General features: G+C 67.0%; 12 protein-coding genes. 6 read left to right on the top strand and 6 right to left on the bottom strand.

The annotated features are described in order from the left end of the window. Positions 1 to 195: 195 nt before the first annotated feature. The 4 genes from RTX79_RS11495 to RTX79_RS11480 all read right to left on the bottom strand — a co-directional run bounded on the left by RTX79_RS11495 (position 196) and on the right by RTX79_RS11480 (position 5,995). Positions 196 to 2,481 carry a TonB-dependent receptor gene (locus RTX79_RS11495; RefSeq protein WP_312683831.1) on the bottom strand — a complete coding sequence of 762 codons (2,286 nt, stop codon included), beginning with the start codon at positions 2,479 to 2,481 and terminating at the stop codon, positions 196 to 198. 214 nt (positions 2,482 to 2,695) lie between these two features. Beyond that, on the bottom strand, positions 2,696 to 3,436 hold the full coding sequence (gene phbB, locus RTX79_RS11490) for an acetoacetyl-CoA reductase (RefSeq protein WP_057508010.1): 741 nt from the start codon (positions 3,434 to 3,436) through the stop codon (positions 2,696 to 2,698). 31 nt (positions 3,437 to 3,467) lie between these two features. After that, on the bottom strand, positions 3,468 to 4,796 hold the full coding sequence (locus RTX79_RS11485) for a CitMHS family transporter (protein WP_123699276.1): 1,329 nt from the start codon (positions 4,794 to 4,796) through the stop codon (positions 3,468 to 3,470). Positions 4,797 to 4,852: 56 nt separating this feature from the next. Continuing rightward, the gene (locus RTX79_RS11480) at positions 4,853 to 5,995 is read right to left on the bottom strand and encodes an OprO/OprP family phosphate-selective porin (RefSeq protein WP_312683830.1); all 1,143 of its coding nucleotides are present in this window, start codon (positions 5,993 to 5,995) and stop codon (positions 4,853 to 4,855) included. 464 nt (positions 5,996 to 6,459) lie between these two features. On the opposite strand from RTX79_RS11480, the gene RTX79_RS11475 reads away from it, so the two are divergent. Genes RTX79_RS11475 through RTX79_RS11460 form a run of 4 tightly spaced genes read left to right on the top strand, consistent with a single transcriptional unit; the run spans position 6,460 to position 10,272 of the window. Then, on the top strand, positions 6,460 to 7,158 hold the full coding sequence (locus RTX79_RS11475; RefSeq protein ID WP_312683828.1) for a response regulator transcription factor: 699 nt from the start codon (positions 6,460 to 6,462) through the stop codon (positions 7,156 to 7,158). After that, positions 7,145 to 8,539, top strand: a complete 1,395-nt coding sequence (locus RTX79_RS11470; protein WP_057508013.1) for a sensor histidine kinase — start codon at positions 7,145 to 7,147, stop codon at positions 8,537 to 8,539. Before RTX79_RS11475 ends, RTX79_RS11470 begins: the two co-directional genes overlap by 14 nt. Continuing rightward, positions 8,536 to 9,588: an ABC transporter substrate-binding protein gene (locus RTX79_RS11465; RefSeq protein WP_312683827.1), complete on the top strand. Its 1,053-nt coding sequence runs from the start codon at positions 8,536 to 8,538 to the stop codon at positions 9,586 to 9,588. Before RTX79_RS11470 ends, RTX79_RS11465 begins: the two co-directional genes overlap by 4 nt. 36 nt (positions 9,589 to 9,624) lie before the next feature. Then, entirely contained in the window at positions 9,625 to 10,272 is a 648-nt protein-coding gene (locus RTX79_RS11460) for a response regulator transcription factor (RefSeq protein WP_309683613.1), read from the top strand. A gap of 49 nt (positions 10,273 to 10,321) precedes the next feature. Here the strand turns inward: RTX79_RS11460 and RTX79_RS11455 are convergent, their stop codons facing one another. Both RTX79_RS11455 and RTX79_RS11450 read right to left on the bottom strand, forming a co-directional pair. Next, positions 10,322 to 12,970 carry a hybrid sensor histidine kinase/response regulator gene (locus RTX79_RS11455; protein WP_312683826.1) on the bottom strand — a complete coding sequence of 883 codons (2,649 nt, stop codon included), beginning with the start codon at positions 12,968 to 12,970 and terminating at the stop codon, positions 10,322 to 10,324. A gap of 57 nt (positions 12,971 to 13,027) precedes the next feature. Beyond that, positions 13,028 to 14,188 (bottom strand): OprO/OprP family phosphate-selective porin, encoded by a 1,161-nt coding sequence (locus RTX79_RS11450; RefSeq protein ID WP_057508016.1) that lies wholly within the window; start codon positions 14,186 to 14,188, stop codon positions 13,028 to 13,030. A gap of 235 nt (positions 14,189 to 14,423) precedes the next feature. On the opposite strand from RTX79_RS11450, the gene RTX79_RS11445 reads away from it, so the two are divergent. Both RTX79_RS11445 and RTX79_RS11440 read left to right on the top strand, forming a co-directional pair. After that, entirely contained in the window at positions 14,424 to 15,767 is a 1,344-nt protein-coding gene (locus tag RTX79_RS11445; protein ID WP_312683824.1) for a dicarboxylate/amino acid:cation symporter, read from the top strand. 240 nt (positions 15,768 to 16,007) lie between these two features. Then, positions 16,008 to 18,299, top strand: a complete 2,292-nt coding sequence (locus RTX79_RS11440) for an NADP-dependent malic enzyme (RefSeq protein ID WP_312683823.1) — start codon at positions 16,008 to 16,010, stop codon at positions 18,297 to 18,299. The last annotated feature ends 51 nt before the right edge of the window (positions 18,300 to 18,350 follow it).

Here is an 18,350-nt window from a genome sequence, read left to right as displayed (position 1 = left end):
TTTGCTTTTGCTTTTGCTTTTGCTTCTCCCCCCAACCCCGACGGGGCACGTCCACTGTCCGGAGGCGGGGGAGGGTGATGCGCGGGACGCTGAGCCGCATGGATGCGGCGACGCAGCCTCCATGGACGGATTCACGGCGTGTCCCGCACATGACCCTCCGCCGCCTCAGCCCATGAACCCACGCCCCGCCGAAGCCTAGAAATCAACCCCCACCGTCATGAACACCTGCCGCGGTGCGCTGGCATGGATCGCGTAGCGGGTGCCGGTCGGGTCGGTCGGCGCGAACGAGCTCAACTGCCCCGCGTAGCGCTTGTTGGTCAGGTTGGTGGCGTTGAGCGATACCTTGATGTCACGCAGGCCCATGCCCGGTCCGAAGGAATAGCCCAGCCCGGCGTCGAAGGTGGTCACGCCCGGTACCGACTGGTCGTTGGTATAGGTGTAATAGCGCTTGCCGGTGTACTTGGCGCGCAGGCTGGCGAAGAAGCCGTCGCGGTTCCAGCTCAGTTCGCTGGAGGCCATGCGCTGCGGCGTGTCGACGGTGATCTTTCCGGCCACCGGTACGATGGCACCGCCCGAGGTGTAGTCGTCCTCATAGGTGGTCTTGTTCCACGACAACGCGTTGTACCACTGCAGGCCGTCGACTGGCTTGAGGATGAAGGTCAGTTCGGCGCCCTGGCTCTTCACCGAACCGACGTTGATGAAGCGGGTGATGCACTCCGGCCGCGTGCCGACTTCGATGCTGGTGCATGGATTGAGTGACAGCAGGCGGTTGTCGAACATCACGTGGTAGGCCGCCAGCGACGCCTGGTACCTTTCGCCGAAGCGACGGAAGCCGGCTTCGAAAGTCCGCGACTTCTCCGGCTCCAGGTCATCCACGCTGGCTGCGAAGGACTCCGGCGATACCTGTAGCGGGCCACCGCTGCCGCCGCCGACGAACGCGGCGATGTTCTCCGCATACGAGGCGAACACTTCCTGACGGGGGCTCAGCTTGAAGCTGATGCCGGCCTGCGGCAGCAGGGATTCCTTTGCGGTCAACGTGCCGGAGGCGTAGCTGGATTCGGTGCCCGGCTTCGCGCGGGCGGTCATGCGCGTGTTGGGGCTCTTGATGCCCACGTCCACCGTCATCCGATCCTCCATGAAACGCATGCGATCCTGCACGTAGAACTGCCGCGTGCGGATATCGAAATCCTGGTCGAACAGGCGGCGGTCCGGGTGGTTGAGGTAGGTGTCATCCAGGAACGGGCCGTCGATGTAGTAGAAGTTGCGTTCGACGTTGTGGTCGTTCTTCTCGTACCACAGCCCGGCTTCCAGTTCGTGGAGGCCCACGTTCCAGGTGAACGCCGCAGTCAGGCCCTGGCGGTTGATGGTGTAGTTGGTGCTGCGGATCGAAATCGGAAGCTCGCGGTCGGTGCCCGGATGGGATGGCTGGCCCGGGGCCCACCAATGGCCTTGCCCGCGGTTGTCGTGGTGGTAGGCCAGCAGCTTCAGTCCGGCGCTGTCGCCGAGCTTCAGGTCGGCGTCCAGCGAGTACAGGTTGTCGTCGCGCAACGCGCGGCTCTGGTAGTACGCATCGTCAATGCTGTTGACGCCACCGCTGAACGCGCAGCGCGCCGGATCACGCGTGGCGGGGGCGCAGTAAGCGGCCGCCAGGGCGCGGTTCCAGTCCGGGGCGTAGATGTTCCAGTCATACCCCAGGCCGCGGTCCAGCATGCTCTTGGACAGATAGGCATAGTTGGCCTGGCTGGCGCGCGAGGTGGCGGCAAACGCGCCGAAGCGGTTGTCTCCCACGTGCCATACCGCCTTCGCGTTGAACTGGCGCGTGGTCTGGTTCTGGTAGGGGGCGGCCCACATGTCCGCGTCCTGGTGCACGCCGGACACATAGGCGGAGAACCCGTTGATGTCGCCGGTATCCACGCGCAGGTAGCCGCGGCGCTGGTTGTCATCACCGGCGGTGATGCTGGCGCGCCCACCGAATTCAGTGGCAGGGTCCATCGAGAAATACTGGATCGCACCGCCGAGGTTGCTGGTGGACGCCACGCCCAGCGAACCGATGCCCTGCGACAGCTCGGCACCGGCCAGGTTCTCGGCGATCAAGGCGCGCGCGATGCTCAGGCCGTTGTAGTTGCCGTAGCTGTTGTCACCCAGCGGGATGCCGTCCAGCGTATAGCCGAGGCGACTCTTGTCGAAGCCGCGCAGGCTGATGGTCTGTGACTCTTCGTTGGCACCGAAGGCATCGTTGGATTGGACGGAAACGCCGGGCAGGCGATCGAGGATCTTCTGCCCGCTGGTGCCGGGCGGAAGCACCTGCTTGTCCACGGCAGTGATGCGTTGTACCTGGCGGGTTTCACCCTGGCCGATCACCGACACCGCATCGAGCGTCTGCGCGGTGAGGGCGGTATCGGCGTTGGGTTCGCCGGCGGCGTGGGCGTTGGCGGCGCAAAGCGCGATCGCCACGGCAATCGTCAGGTGTCGGGTCTGCATGTCGTTCCGTTGCATGAGGGGGAAGGCCTGCGTGCTGCAGGTCACCGACCACTATGCAAAGCGGAAATGACGGGTTTTTGACCGGAAAACGCAGAATGCGTGTAACTGGGACGGCGTTCGCTTAATGCCCGGCGAGCGCAGCGGCAGGGATGTGACGACCAACGGTCGTCACCCACCCACTCACCTGCCCACCGGCGCGCGGCCACCCCGCGCATCACCCCATGTAAAGGCCGCCGTTCACCGGATAGTCGGCACCGGTCACGTACGCCGCCTCATCCGACGCCAGCCAACCGCACAGTGCGGCCACTTCTTCCGGCTTGCCAAGGCGGCGGATCGGTACCGAGGCAGCCAACCGGTCCAGCACGTCCGGTGGAAAACTGCTGATCGCCTGGCTGGCGATATAGCCGGGTGAGATGGTGTTCACCGTCACCCCGCGCGCAGCGACCTCCGCGGCCAGCGCGCGGCTGAACCCGTGCATCGCCGCCTTCGCCGTGGCGAAGTTCACCTGGCCGATCTGGCCCTTGTGCGCGCTGACCGAGCCGATGTTGATGATGCGTCCCCAGCCGCGGGTGGCCATGCCATCCACCACCTGCTTGGTGATGTTGAACAGGGAGTTGAGGTTGGATGCCATCACCGCATTCCAGTCATCGGCGCTCATCTGCCGGAACAGCACATCGCGGCTGCCACCGGAATTGTTGACCAGCACGTCGACCTCGCCGACATCGGCGCGCACCTTGGCGAACGCCGCGGCGGTGGAGCTCCAGTCGGTGGCGTTGCCTTCGGAGGCGATGAAGTCGAAGCCGAGGTCACGCTGCTCGCGCAGCCAGCCGGCCTTGCGCGGAGAGTTCGGTGCGCAGCCGGCGACCACGGTGTGGCCCGAGCGGGCCAGGGTCTGGCAGATCGCAGTGCCGACACTGCCCATGCCACTGGTGACGTATGCGATGCGAAGGGTCATTTGCTTCTCCAGGTCCTGTGGCGGGGCCGCATCAGGCGGCCAACGGGTACAGCGCGAACAGCAGGCTGCCAGCCATCAGCAGCAGTGAAATCAGCACCGCCCATTTCAGGGTGAACTTCTGATGGTCGGCGAACTCGACTTTGGCCAGCCCGACCAGCAGGTAGGTCGAGGGCACCAGCGGGCTGAGCAGGTGCACCGGCTGGCCGGCCAACGAGGCGCGGGCCATTTCCACCGGCGTGATGCCGTAGTTGCCGGCGGCCTCGGACAGGATCGGCAGCACGCCGAAGTAGAAGGCATCGTTGGACATGAAGAAGGTGAACGGCATCGAGGCCAGCGCGGTGATCACCGCCAGGTACGGCCCCCAGCTTTCCGGGATGATCGCCAGGAAGCTGTGCGACATCGCTTCGACCATGCCGGTGTTGTTGAGGATGCCGGTGAAGATGCCGGCGGCGAAGATCAGCGACACCACCGACAGCACGTTGCCGGCGTGGTTGACCACGCGACGGCGCTGCTCGGCCAGGTTCGGGTAGTTGATCACCAGCGCAATGGCGAAGCCCACCATGAACAGGATCGGCATCGGCAGCAGGCCCATGATCAGCGCGGCCATCAGGGCGGCGGTCAGCCCGAAGTTGACCCACAGCAGCTTCGGGCGCTTGATGTCTTCGGCATCTTCCACGGTCGGCAGCGCATCGCCATCGTCGGACACGCTGGAGTCCATCCACGAACCGCCCTGCGGCAGGGTCACCACGCCCAGCCGGCGGCGCTCCTTCATGCCGAGGTACCACGCCAGCACCAGGATGCCGGCACAGGCGATCACCATCGAAGGAATCAGCGGCACGAACACATCGGCCGGGTCCACGTGCAGCGCGGTGGCCGCACGCGCGGTCGGCCCGCCCCACGGGGTGAGGTTCATCACACCGCCGGCGAGGATGGTCACGCAGGTCATGTTCAGTGCGTTCATGCCCAGCCGCCGGTACAGCGGCAGCATGGCCGATACGGTGATCATGTAGGTTGTCGAGCCATCGCCATCCAGCGAGATCAGCATCGCCAGCACGGCGGTGCCCATGACGATCTTCAGTGGATCGCCCTTGACCACGTTGAGGATGATCCGCACCAGCGGATCGAACAGGCCGGCATCGATCATCACCCCGAAGTACAGGATGGCGAACATCAGCATGACGCCGGTGGGGGCGATCTTCTTGATGCCGTCGAGCATCATTTCGTCGATGCCGGCGCCGAAGCCACCGAGCAGGGCGAAGATGATCGGGACGGTGATCAGGGCGACCAGCGGCGACAGTCGCTTGCTCATGATCAAGTACATGAACGTAATGACCATGCCAAAGCCGAGGATGCTGAGCATCATCTGCGGACTCCTTGGGTATCAGTGCGGAAGGGGGAGGGGAGAGCGGGGGAGCATCAGAAATCGAACTGCAGGCGGCCGGTGACGGCGCGCGTGCGGTCGACGGTGACGTCGGCCAGGCGGTCGCGGTTGCGGCTTTCGATCAGGTTGAGCATGAAGCGGAGGTTGTCGCGCAGGTACCAGTTGCCGCCCAGCGTCCACGCCTCGGTGCTGCCCTCGCGCAGGTCGGGCAGGCCGACCAGGTGCTGGTCACCACGCATCTGGTCGTAGCGCAGCGCCAGTTCGAAGGCGCCGGCCTTGTGCCGGATGTCCTTGATGCGGGCGAAGCGACCGGTCTTGCGGTCGTAGCCGCGCGACTCACCGGTCACGAACCAGCTGAGCATGCCGTAGCCGGCCAGCACCTTGCCGCGCTGCAGGCCGTCGTCGAACGTGGCGCCGCTGAACTCGCCCTGCCAGGACCACGGCCCACGCACCTGCGCGTACTCCAGCGACCACTTGTCCACGTCGGTATCGCGGCCCGCGGAGAAGTCGACCAGGGTCAGGCGGCTTTCATCGGACAGGTGACCGGCCGGGCGCGGGCGGATGCGCAGTCCGGGCGCACCGCTGGCACCGGGGTTGTCGTAGAGCTCTCGCGCCACCGACACACCCAGGTGCAGCACGTCGCCGGCGGCGGGGCTCGGTGCCCACGTAGCGCGGCCACCGGCGGCACGACCCTTGACCTGCCAGGCATCGATGCTTTCCAGGCTGTACAGGCTGGCTGCCCAGGTGAAGTCACCCGGGTTGGCCTGCCACGACGCCCCCAGCCGGTACAGCGGCGCCAGCGAGGTGCCGGCGTTGCCGCGTTCCAGGAAGCTGCCGTAGTTGGAGCCGGTACGGTCGTCCAGCGAGAAGTACTGCTTGAACTGACCGACGGTGAGCCGGCCGGCATCGCCAAAGCTGCGGCTCAGGTACACATCTTTCGCCTCGACCCGATCACCGGAAAAGTCGGCTTCCATCTTGTAGTCGACCACGAAGAACTTGCCGGATACGTCAAGCCACGCACGGCGCACCTCGGTATCGTCCTTGTTCGGCGTACCGCGGCCATCATTGTCGAAGCTGGCGAAATCCAGATGCAGCCGCCCGCCGATCTCGGCGGTGACCGGCCGGTCATCGTCGGCGGCAACGGCTGGCGCAGCAGCAAACACGGCACAGGCGGCCATCGCACAGGAACCAACCGACCAACGAACAATAAAACGATCCACAAACCCTCCCAGGTGCGCGCCCGGCGCGCGGCCAACGTGGGCACCCGGAACGGATGCGAGGCCGCAGTCTCGGCCCAGCAAGCTGTCATTCACCTGTCAGCGGTTTGTGCAGCGCAGCGAACTCCGCGCGATTCCGACTCCGATCCGCCCGCCGAGCACGGCTCGGCGCTACCGCTTTTTTTCCTCATACGCGGCCGGCAGCAACCGGGAAACCCTCAGGGCGATGGGCGGGGTAGGTATGCGGGGCCTTGAGCGGCAGGAGCCGCGAAGAGCTACATGGACGTACTTGCGCGTGCCCCGCATACCCACCCCGCCCGTCGCCAACCCGTAGCCCAGCTCCAAAGCCAGCCGCGAACGCGCATCACCCGTTCGATCCACCCCCCGTGCGTTAGCATCTCCACTCCCCCGTACCCGACAACCGCATGCGCCTGCTGCTGGTCGAAGACAACCCGGACCTCGCCGATGCCATCATCCGCCGCATGCGCCGCAACGGCCACGCCGTCGACTGGCAATCCGACGGACTGGCCGCCGCCAGCGTGCTGCGCTACCAGAGCTTCGACCTGGTGGTGCTGGACATCGGCCTGCCCAAACTGGACGGCCTGCGCGTGCTGGCCGGCATGCGCGAACGCGGTGACAGCACCCCGGTACTGATGCTCACCGCCCGCGACGGCATCGAAGACCGCGTGCAGGCGCTGGACGTGGGTGCCGATGACTATCTCGGCAAGCCCTTCGATTTCCGCGAATTCGAAGCGCGCTGCCGCGTGCTGCTGCGCCGCGCGCGCGGCCAGGCCAGCGAACTGGTGCAGATCGGCGGGTTCCAGTTCGACAACGCCGCGCACCGCGTCAGCCTGGACGGTGAACTGATCGAACTGCCCAACCGCGAATTCCGCCTGCTGGAGATCCTGGTCGGCCGGCTGGGTCAGGTGGTCGGCAAGGACGAGATCGGCAATGGGCTGTTCGGCTTCGACGACGAAGCCGGGCCGAATGCCATCGAACTGTATGTCGGCCGGCTGCGCCGCAAGCTGGCCGCCGCGCCGCTGCGCATCGTCACCGTGCGCGGCGTGGGCTACATGCTGGAAGCCGTGGACGCGACCGACGGGGGCATCGATGCACCCGCGTGAGCGGCAGCGCCCGGCGTCGCTGCGGCGCACGCTGACGCTGTACCTGGGCGCGTTGCTGGCGGTGTTCGCGGTCGCCCTGCTGTTCGCCGCGCGCGACTACGGGCAGCGTGCGGCGAACCGTTCCTACGACCATCTGCTGGTGTCCTCGGCGCTGTCCATCGCCGATTCGGTGGCGCTGGTCGATGGCCAGTGGCAGGTCGACCTGCCGTATGCGGCGCTTGACCTGCTGGCGATGGCGCCGGAGGACCGGGTGTTCTATCGCGTGGCGGACAGTCGCGGCGCGCTGATCACCGGCTATGGCGACCTGCCGCCGGTGCCGCGCAGCATCAACGGGCACGGTGATGCACCGGCCTTGTTCGACGCGCCGTACAGCGGAGAAACCGTGCGTTTCGTGGTCGTGGCACGCAACCTGTCATCGCCTTCGGCGCAGGGCGAGGTGCAGGTCCAGGTCGGGCAGACCCGGCGTGCGCGCGAAGCGCTCGCGCAGGAGATGGTGAACCGCGCGCTGCTGGCGATCACCGTGCTGTCGCTGCTGTCGCTGGCGTTGGTCGGTGTCGGCGTGCATCGCGCATTCCGTCCGCTGGTGCGGGTGGAGCGCGAGCTGTCGCGGCGCGAGCCGTCCGACCTGCGTCCGTTGGACGCCCACGTGCCACGCGAAATGGACCAGATGGTCGCTGCGCTCAACCGTTTCATGGGCCGGTTGTCCAGCAGCAACGAAACCCTGCGCTCGTTCATGGCCGAAGCCGCGCACCAGATGCGCACGCCGCTGGCGGCGCTGCGCGCGCAGGCGCAGCTGGCCCTGGATGACGAGGAGCCGGAGGACATGCGTCGCAGCCTGCTGGCGATCGAACGCAATGCCAGCCACATGAGCCGCCTGCTCAACCAGCTGCTCAGCGATGCCAGCGTGATCCACCGCGCCAACCTGCAGCGCTATGCGCCGGTGGATCTCGCCGAGACCGTCCACCAGGCGCTGCACGAGGCCGTGCCCCAGGTGGAACCGATCCCACGCGTGCACCTTGCGATGAGCACCGGGCCGGTGTGGGTGCAGGGTGATGCGCTGTTGCTGCGCGAGGCGATCAAGAACCTGATCGACAACGCCATCAAGTACAGTGGCGCGGCGCCGTTGCAGGTCGCCCTGACCCTGGACGGCGACACGGCCCTGCTGACCATCGCCGACCATGGCCCGGGCATCGCGCCCGGCGATGCCGAACGGGTGTTCGAGCGCTTCGCGCGCGGCGAAGGCGCCGCTGCCGGCGGGGCCGGGCTGGGGCTCGCCATCGTCAAGCGCGTGGTGGATGCGCACGCTGGCCGGATCGATCTTTCAAACCGTCGCGAAGGGGGCCTGGTGGCCACCATCGCATTGCCCCGGAGCCACGCATGATCCGCCAGATGACGCTGTTCACGCTGCTGCTGTGGGGGGCGGTGGCCGCTGCCGCACCTGGCGACGTACAGCGTTTCGCCGCAACCGGCCCCGCCAACGCGCAGCTGCGCATCCATGGTTCGACCGACATCGAAGTATTCGCCGTGGTGATCGCCGACTACCAGCGCCTGCATCCGGGAACGGAAGTGGTGTACGAGGACATCATCACCCAGGACCTGCACGCGCGCTTCCTTCGCGAGCGGAACGGGCCCGCCTCGGCCGACCTGTTGATTTCCAGTGGCATGGACCTGCAGGCCAAGCTGGTCAACGACGGCCATGCACTGGCCCATCGCTCGCCACAGACCGAGGCGCTGCCCGGTTGGGCGCAGTGGCGCAGCGAGGCCTTCGGGATCAGCTACGAGCCGGTGGCGATGGTCTACAACACCCGCACGCTGCCGGCCGAGCGCGTCCCGCGTACGCGGCGCCAGCTGCTGGACCTTCTGCGCGCGACGGATGCCCCGCTGCGTGGGCGGGTCGGTACCTATGACATCAACCGCAGCAGCGTCGGCTACCTGCTGGCCACGCAGGATGCGCAGCGTGGCAGCATGGCCGGTGCGCTGCTGGGCGCGCTGGGCGACAACCGGGTGCTGCTGGAAGAGCGCACCGGAGTGCTGCTGGACAAGGTCAGCAGCGGCGAGCTGTCACTGGTGTACAACGTGCTCGGTTCGTATGCACAGGCGCGCATCGATGACGGTGAACCGCTGGGCATCGTCGAGCCGGAGGACTACACGCTGGTGATGCTGCGTACCGCGGTGATACCGCGCACTGCGCGCAACACGGCAGAAGCGCGGCGCTTCCTCGATTACCTGCTGTCGCCGCGCGGCCAGCAGGTGCTGTCCCGCGAAGCCCGGTTGATGCCGATCGTGCGCGGCGGCGCGACGCGCAACGGCAGCCCGGAGCGCAACCTGCGGCCGATCCAGCTCGGCCCGGGATTGCTGGTCTACCTGGATGCGCTGAAGCGGCGGCAGTTCCTGGATGCCTGGAACAGCAGCATGCGGCCGGCGCGGTAGCGCACGGCCGACTGAAGTCGGCCCTACAATGCCCGCATGAGCGAACTGAACCTGCTGGTTGCCGACGACCATCCCCTGCTGCGTGCTGCCGTGGTGCATTCGCTGCGGCAGGGCCTGCCCCAGGTCAACGTACGCGAGGTGGCCAGTGCCGAGGCGCTGGAACAGGCGCTGGACCAGCAGCCGGACGTGGACCTGGTGCTGCTGGACCTGACCATGCCCGGCGCGCACGGGTTTTCCGCGCTGCTGCATGTGCGCGGCGCGCATCCGGACATCCCGGTGGTGATCCTGTCTTCCAATGACCACCCGCGTGTCATCCGCCGTGCGCAGCAGTTCGGCGCCGCCGGGTTCATCCCTAAATCGGTGCCGCCGGAGACCATCGGCGAAGCCGTGGCGGCCGTGCTGGATGGGGGGCTGTGGTTCCCGGCGATGGCCGCCGAGCGATCCGATGCCGATGCCCTGCTGGCCAGCCGCCTTGCGCAGCTCACTCCGCAGCAGTTCCGCGTGCTGCTGTGCCTGGCCGATGGGCTGTTGAACAAGCAGATCGCCTACACGCTGGGCCTGGCAGAGAACACGGTCAAGGTGCATGTCACCGCCATCCTGAAGAAGCTGGAATGCCACAGCCGTACGCAGGCTGCGGTGCTGGTGAAGGCGCTGGAGCCGGAAGGCGACGCCGGCCTGGTGTAGGCCCAGGTGGCGCCGAGCCACGCTCGGCGGAATCCATCCGTCGCAGGCCTTACCCGCGGTGGCGCAGCAGCAGCTGGGTCATCAGGGCGCGCAGGGCGGGCGGGCGCACCGGTTTGGCAAGGAAGCCCCAGCCGTTGTCGGCCGCCAGCGCCCGGAGCGCATCGTCGCGTTCGGCGGTGACCAGCACCACCGGCGGCCGCGCCTGCCAGCGTTCGCACAGGGCCTCATACAGCGCCGGCCCATGGAACTCGCCCATGCGCACGTCCAGCAGCACCAGCTCCGGTGCCAGCCCGGCGTGGGCCGCATCCAGCGCGGCCTGCGGGCCTTCGGACTGCTCCACATCGCAGCCCCATTTTTCCAGCAGTGCCCGCGTGGCAGCGCTGACATGCGCATCGTCATCGATGGCCCATACCCGGCGCCCACGCAGCGGACTGTCAGCCGTGGTTTCCACCACCACCGGCGCGTGCACCATCACCGACGCCACGACCTCCTCTGCCCGGCCCAGCGGCACCGCCACTTCGAACATCGAGCCGCTGCCCAGCACCGAGCGCAGCCGGATCGGATGCCCCAGCAGGCGGCCGATGCGTTCGACGATCGCCAGGCCCAGGCCGGTGCCGCGTTCCTGGCCATCGTGCAGGCGGCGGAATTCTTCGAAGATCTCCTTGTGCAGGCTCTCCGGGATGCCCGGACCCTGGTCGTGCACCTGGATCCACAGCCGGCCGCCTTCGCGGCGGCAGCCCAGCAGCACGCGGCCGCGCTGGGTGTAGCGCAGCGCATTGGACAGGAAATTCTGCAGGATGCGCCGCAGCAGCGCCTCGTCGCTCACCACCACCGCGGCGGTAGGCACCCAGTGCAGCTGCAGCCCGCGACCTTCGGCGGCGATGCCGAACTCGCGGGCAAGGGTCTCCAGCAGCGGGTTGAGCGCGAAGGCACGCACGCGCGTCTGCAGGCTGCCCGATTCTAGCCGGGAGATATCCAGCAGGCTGACCAGGATCGCATCCTGCGCTGACAGCGCCGCTTCGATGTGGTCGGCGGTCTGCTGTTGTTCGCCGTCGGCCAGCTTGGCGCGCAGCACCGACACGAACATGCGTGCGGCGTTCAGCGGCTGCAGCAGGTCATGCACGGCCGAAGCGACGAAGCGGGTCTTGTAGCGGTTGGCCTGCTCGGCCTCGCGCCGCGCTTCGTCCAGGTCGCGGGTGCGCTCGGCCACGCGGTGTTCCAGCGCATCGGCCAGCGAGCGCAGTTCGCGCGCGGCGTTCTTGTAACTGGTGATGTCCGCATAGCTGGTGACGAAGCCGCCGTCGGGCAGCGGATTCCCGCGGATTTCCAGCACCGTGCCGTCGTCTTTCTCGCTTTCGCGCATGTGCGGGCGTCCGCTGCGCAGGTGGTTGAGCCGGCGTTCGATGGCTTCGTCGATGGGCCCCGGCCCGAGCAGGCCGCGACGTGCGTTGAAGCGGAAAATCTCCTCGATCGGCCGTCCCACCTGCACCAGTCCCGGCGGGAAGCGGAACAGTTCCAGATAGCGCGAGTTCCACGCCACCAGCTGCTGCTGGCTGTCGATGATCACCACGCCCTGTGGCAGGTGTTCCAGGCTGCGGCTCAGCCCGCGATCGGCGTCCTGCGCGGCCTGCAGCAGCCCATCCTGCGCGCTGCGCAGCTCCTGGGCATGCTGCTTGAGCAGGGTTTCCAGCTCGCGCCGGCTGCGCTGGCGATGCGCCGAAAGGCGTCGCCGCTGCTGCACGAACAGCGCCAGGAAGCCCAGCGCCAACCACGCCGCGCCACCGCCGATGGCCGCACTGCGGGCCACCGCGCCGGCCGCGCTGGCATCGTGCAGCAGGTGCAGGTGCCAGTTCTCTTCGGGCAGGTCGATGGTCTGCCACAGCAGCGCACGCGGCATCGCCGGGTCGGCCATGCGCACGATCCGCCCGCCGTCGTCCAGCACCCGCTCGGTACGTGCGCGCAGTGGTTGCAGGGAGCGGTCGGCGTACTGGCGGCTGGCCAGCATTTCCTCGCGTTCCTGCGTGCCCAGGGTCCGCAGCAGGCGGTAGCGCCAGGGATCCTGGTTGGCCAGGAACACCACGTCGTGGTTGTCGCTGGCCAGGACGATGTCCGGGCTGGCGACCCACTCCTGTTCCAGCGCGGACAGCTCGATCTTGATCACCACCACGCCCAGCCGGGTGCCGTCGGCATCGTCGATGGCGTGCGACAGGAAGTAACCGGGCACGCCGGTGGTCATGCCGATGCCGTAGAAACGGCCGTGGCCGGCCGCCATCGCCTGCAGGTAATACGGCCGGTAGCTGTAGTCTTCGCCGACGTTGGTCGAGGGCTGGTCCCAGTTGCTGGCGGCCACCGCCACCCCATCGCGCCCGACCAGGGTCAGGGTCGAGGCGCGGGTGACCTGGTTGGCCTGTGACAGCTTGAGGTTCAGGCGCTGGCGTCCTGCCGGAGCAGGTGCGCTGCGCAGCGCGGCCAGCAGGTCCGGATCCAGCGCCATCACCTGCGGCAGGGTGCCGAAGCGATCGATCCGCTGCTGCAGGCCCTGGCCATACAGCTGCAGCTGGCGCTGCACCTGCGCGCTTTCGCCGGCCAATGCGCGCTGGCCGGCGAAATGCCCGGCCGATACCGCGCACAGCGCGGTCCCGCCGATCATCACCAGCAGGGTCATGGCCAGCTTGCGGTAGCGGCCGAGCCGGTACATGCGGACAGAGTCTACGGGCAGAGCGGGTCGATGACCCGCTCAGTCACGCGGCCCGGCTCAGAAATGCATCTGGGCGCGGACTTCGAAGATCTCCGGCTTGGTATGCACGCCGCGACGGCTGGCATCGGCCTTGATGTAGTTGGCCTGGAACTTGAAGTGGCTGGTCAGGTACCAGTTGGCACCCAGGGTCCAGTTGTGTTCACGGCCACCGAGCACATCGGCGTCGTCCAGGTCCAGGCGGCTGTAGCGCGCCAGCACTTCCACCGCGCCGTAGTCACGCGCCGGCTTGATGTTGGCCACGCCGCCACCGCTGTACGGGCGCGATTCGCCGGTCAGCACCCAGCTGCCCATCACGTACTGGCCGTTGCCGGTGTAGTCCGGCTTGCCTTCGCGGGTGATGGTGGCCTGCAGGGCTTCGGCCTGGATGGAGAACGGACCGCGGATGAAGATGCCTTCCAGACCGGCGCGGTTGACCTTGTCGGCGGTGACCAGCGCACCGGAATCGACCAGCCGGAGGTCGGTCAGGCCGGCCTCCGGACGCGCGCGGAAACGCGCGGTCGCTTCGTGGTGCACGTCGCGGCCATCACGCCAGCCACGCGGGTTTTCCTGCGACAGCGCCAGGCCCAGGTGCAGCACGTTCGCTTCGGCCTTGACCGGGGTCCACACCGCACGCAGCGCCTGCATGGTGCCGGGGTTGTCGCCCTGCAGGTCCTTGCCACCGTACAGGCCAGCCTGCAGCAGGTAGGCGGGGCGCTCCAGCACCCAGTCCAGGCCGGTGCGACGGCCGGCGTAGAACGCCTGCACCGGCATCGCGAATTCCATGAAGCTGCCGGCGCGCGAGCTGGTCACCGCATCCAGGCCGACCGGGGTCTTCATGTAACCGACGCGGAACTTGCCGATGTCCTGGCCGACGAACGCCTTGCTTTCCAGGCGCAGGTACACATCCAGCCAGGTGTCGGACTGGAAGTCGTAGTACACCATGGCGTCATACACGCCCTTCTTCTTCAGCGTGGCGCCGAATTCCTTGCGGCGTACCGCGTCGGCGTTTTCGATGTCGCCGGAGAAATTGTTCCAGTCGTAGGCAATGTTGCCGGTGGCGGCGAGCTCGGTGCCATCAGCGAACGACACCTTGGTCGGCCAGTTGTCGAAACCAGCGGCATTGGCCAGCAGCGGGCTGGCGGCCAGGGACAGGGCAAGCAGGGTCGGGGTCATTCGCATGGGACGGCAGGTCTCTATTCGGGAAAGGTGGATCTACACGCGCCCCGGTCTGTGCGGGGTCGTCGCGACCGGCGCAGTGTAGGCGCAGAAAGCGCCCGGAGGCAGCCTGAACCGGGGGGGTAGTACCAATAGGTTATCTGCTGATGCGTCCGCGCGGCGTACAAAGGGCGCCATCCGATGCCGCGCCGCGTGTCCTTCGTGGCGTTGGCGTCATCAGTCCCTTCCGGAGCCCGCCATGCACGTTCCCGCCGCTTCCCCGGTGCCGACCAAGCCGCTGCCGTTCTATCGCCAGCTGTATTTCCAGGTCGTGGTCGCCATCATCCTCGGTGCCGTCCTGGGCCATTACGAGCCGCTGATCGGCGAGAAGATGAAGCCGCTGGGTGATGCCTTCATCAACCTGGTGAAGATGATCATCGCCCCGGTCATCTTCCTGACCATCGTCACCGGCATCGCCGGCATGACCCACCTGCGCACCGTGGGCCGGGTGTTCGCCAAGGCGATGGCCTATTTCATGTTCTTCTCCACGCTGGCACTGGTGGTGGGCATGATCGTGGCGCACGTGGTGCAGCCGGGCGCGGGCATGAACATCAACCCGGCCGACCTGGACCAGACCGCGGTCAACAGCTATGTCGAAAAGTCGCATGACCTGACCCTGGTCGGCTTTGCGATGGACATCATTCCCAAGACGCTGGTCAGCGCGTTCGTGGACGGCAACATCCTGCAGGTGCTGTTCGTGGCGGTGCTGTTCGGCATCGCGCTGGCGCTGGTGGGTGAGAAGGGCAAGCCGGTGCTGAACTTCCTGGAAGCGCTGGTCGCTCCGGTGTTCAAGCTGGTGCATATCCTGATGAAGGCCGCCCCGATCGGCGCGTTTGGTGCGATCGCCTTCACCATCGGCAAGTACGGGGTCGGTTCGCTGATCAATCTGGCCTGGCTGGTGGGTTCGTTCTACCTGACCGCCTTCCTGTTCGTGGTGGTGATCCTGGGCGCGGTGGCCCGCCTGTGCGGCTTCTCGGTGTTCAAGCTGGCGCGTTACCTGAAGGCTGAGCTGCTGCTGGTGCTGGGCACCTCCTCGTCCGAATCGGCGCTGCCGTCGCTGATGGAAAAGATGGAGCGCGCCGGCTGCAGCAAGTCGGTGGTCGGCCTGGTGGTCCCCACCGGCTACTCGTTCAATCTGGACGGCACCAACATCTACATGACCCTGGCGGCGCTGTTCATCGCCCAGGCCACCAACACCGAGCTGACCCTGGGCCACCAGATCGCCCTGCTGCTGGTGGCGATGTTGAGCTCCAAGGGTGCCGCCGGCGTGACCGGCGCCGGCTTCATCACCCTGGCCGCCACCCTGGCCGTGGTACCGGAAGTACCGGTGGCCGGCATGGCGCTGATCCTCGGCGTGGACCGCTTCATGAGCGAATGCCGCTCGCTGACCAACTTCATCGGCAACGCGGTGGCGACCGTGGTGGTCTCGCGCTGGGAAGGCGCGCTGGACCGTGACCGCCTGAAGCTGGCGCTGGACGGCCGCGAAAGCGAGCTGCCGCCGCCGGTCGATGCGGCCCTGCCGCTCGCCTCTGCCAAGATCTGACCCTTCCACGTCAGGATGCGGGGCCCGTCAGCGATGACGTGGCCCCGCAGCTTTTTCCGCGGTACCTGCCACCTTGCTGTCACACCCCGCATGGAGGGTGCGGCGCGATGCTCCGCAGTACGTCGGCAACACGCCGGTTGGTGCGCTGCAGCACACGCGCGACAGCCCCGCGACAGGTCCAGCCCGAACAACGGGGGTATGATCCCCTGTCCCCCTTGCCCATTCATGTGCCCAACGTCGATGTCCAAAGAAGATTTCAAACAGGCCGCCCTCGATTACCACCGCATGTCGCCGCCGGGCAAGATCAAGGTCACGGCGACCAAGCCGATGCTGACCCAGCGTGATCTGTCGTTGGCCTATTCGCCCGGCGTTGCCTACGCCTGTGAAGCGATCATGGCCGACCCGCAGCAGGCCAGCGAGCTCACCGCACGTGGCAACCTGGTCGCGGTGATTTCCAACGGTACCGCCGTGCTGGGCCTGGGCAACATCGGTCCGCTGGCCGGCAAGCCGGTGATGGAAGGCAAGGGCGTGCTGTTCCAGAAATTCGCCGGCATCGATGTGTTCGACATCGAAATCGACGAGCTGGACCCGGACAAGCTGGTCGACATCATCGCCTCGCTGGAGCCGACCTTCGGCGGCATCAACCTGGAAGACATCAAGGCACCGGAGTGCTTCATCGTCGAGCGCAAGCTGCGCGAGCGGATGAAGATCCCGGTGTTCCATGACGACCAGCACGGCACGGCGATCATCGTCGGCGCCGCGGTGCTGAACGCCATGGCGATCACCGGCAAGAAGATCGAAGAAGTGAAGCTGGCGACCACGGGCATGGGCGCGGCCGGCATTTCCTGCGTCAACATGCTGGTGCAGCTGGGCCTGAAGCCGGAGAACATCCTGGCCTTCGACCGCGAGGGCGTGATCCACACCGGCCGCAGCGACCTGGACCCGGAAAAGGCGCGTTACGCGCGTGATACCGACAAGCGCACCCTGGCCGAGATCGTCGACGGCGCGGACATTTTCCTGGGCCTGTCGGCACCGGGCATCCTGACCGCCGACATGGTCAAGACCATGGCGCCGGACCCGGTGATCTTCGCGCTGGCCAACCCGACCCCGGAAATCATGCCCGAAGACGTGCGCGCGGTACGCGCCGACGCGATCATCGGCACCGGTCGTTCGGACTACCCGAACCAGGTCAACAACGTCCTGTGCTTCCCTTACCTGTTCCGCGGCGCGCTGGACGTGGGCGCCACCGCGATCAACGAAGAAATGAAGATCGCCTGCGTGCGCGCCATCGCCGCGCTGGCACGCCGTGCGGCCACCGACATGGGCTCGGCCTACGGCGGTGACACCCCGAGCTTTGGCCGTGAATACCTGATTCCGCGCCCGTTCGACCGCCGCCTGCTGGTGGAGCTGTCCGCTGCCGTGGCACAGGCGGCGATGGATTCCGGCGTGGCCGCGCGGCCGATCGCCGACATGGCCGCCTACCGCCAGAAGCTGTCCGAATTCGTCTACCGCACCAGCCTGATGATGAAGCCGGTGTACGACCGCGCGCGCACCGACAAGCAGCGCGTGGTGTATGCCGAAGGCGAGGAAGAAGTCGTGCTGCAGGCGGTGCAGAACGTGGTCGACGAGGATCTGGCGCATCCGATCCTGATCGGTCGCCCGGACGTCATTGAGGCACGCATCGAACGCCTGGGCCTGCGCCTGAAGATCGGCGAGAACGTGCAGGTCACCAACATCAACGATGATCCGCGCTTCAACGAGTATTGGCAGTACTACCACGCGCTGACCGGCCGTCGTGGCGTGACCGTGGCCGCGGCGAAGAACCTGATGCGTTCGCGCCCGACCCTGATCGCCGCGGTGATGGTGGCGCGCGGCGAAGCCGATGCGCTGCTGACCGGCGTGGTCGGCCGCTTCCACAAGAAGCTGGGTTACGTGCGCAGCGTGCTGCCGCTGGAGTCCAAGGTCACCTCGACCTCGGCGATGACCGGGGTGATCAACCAGCAGGGTGTGTTCTTCTTCGTGGACACCCACGTGCAGGAAGATCCCACGGCCGAACAGCTGACCGAAGCCACGCTGCAGGCGGCCTACCGCATGAAGCTGTTCGGCATCGAACCGAAGGTGGCGCTGCTGTCGCACTCCAACTTCGGCAGCCACGATTCGAAGGACGCGCTGAAGATGCGCCAGGTCCGCGAGATGCTTCTCAAGCGCAACCCGCGCCTGAACGTGGATGGTGAGATGCAGGGCGACACTGCCTGGGACGAAGCGCTGCGGCAGAAGCTGCTGCCGGGCTCCACCCTGACCGGCCGTGCCAACCTGTTCGTGCTGCCGAACCTGGAAGCGGCCAACATCGCCTACAACCTGGTGCGCGTGTTCACCGATGGCGTGGCGATCGGGCCGATCCTGATGGGCGTGGCCAAGCCGGCGCACATCCTGACCAGCAGCGCGACCTCGCGCCGGATTCTGAACATGACCGCGATCGCTGCGGTGGATGCGCAGATCCGCAAGCAGCTGGAGGCCGAAAAGAAGGCCTGAGGCCTTCTTTTCAACCTGCGCTGCCCACGCATTCCACCTTATCCCCGCGCC

Source organism: Stenotrophomonas chelatiphaga (assembly GCF_032054965.1).
Classification (GTDB): Bacteria; Pseudomonadota; Gammaproteobacteria; order Xanthomonadales; family Xanthomonadaceae; genus Stenotrophomonas; species Stenotrophomonas chelatiphaga.
This window is presented reverse-complemented; position numbering and strand designations above follow the sequence as displayed.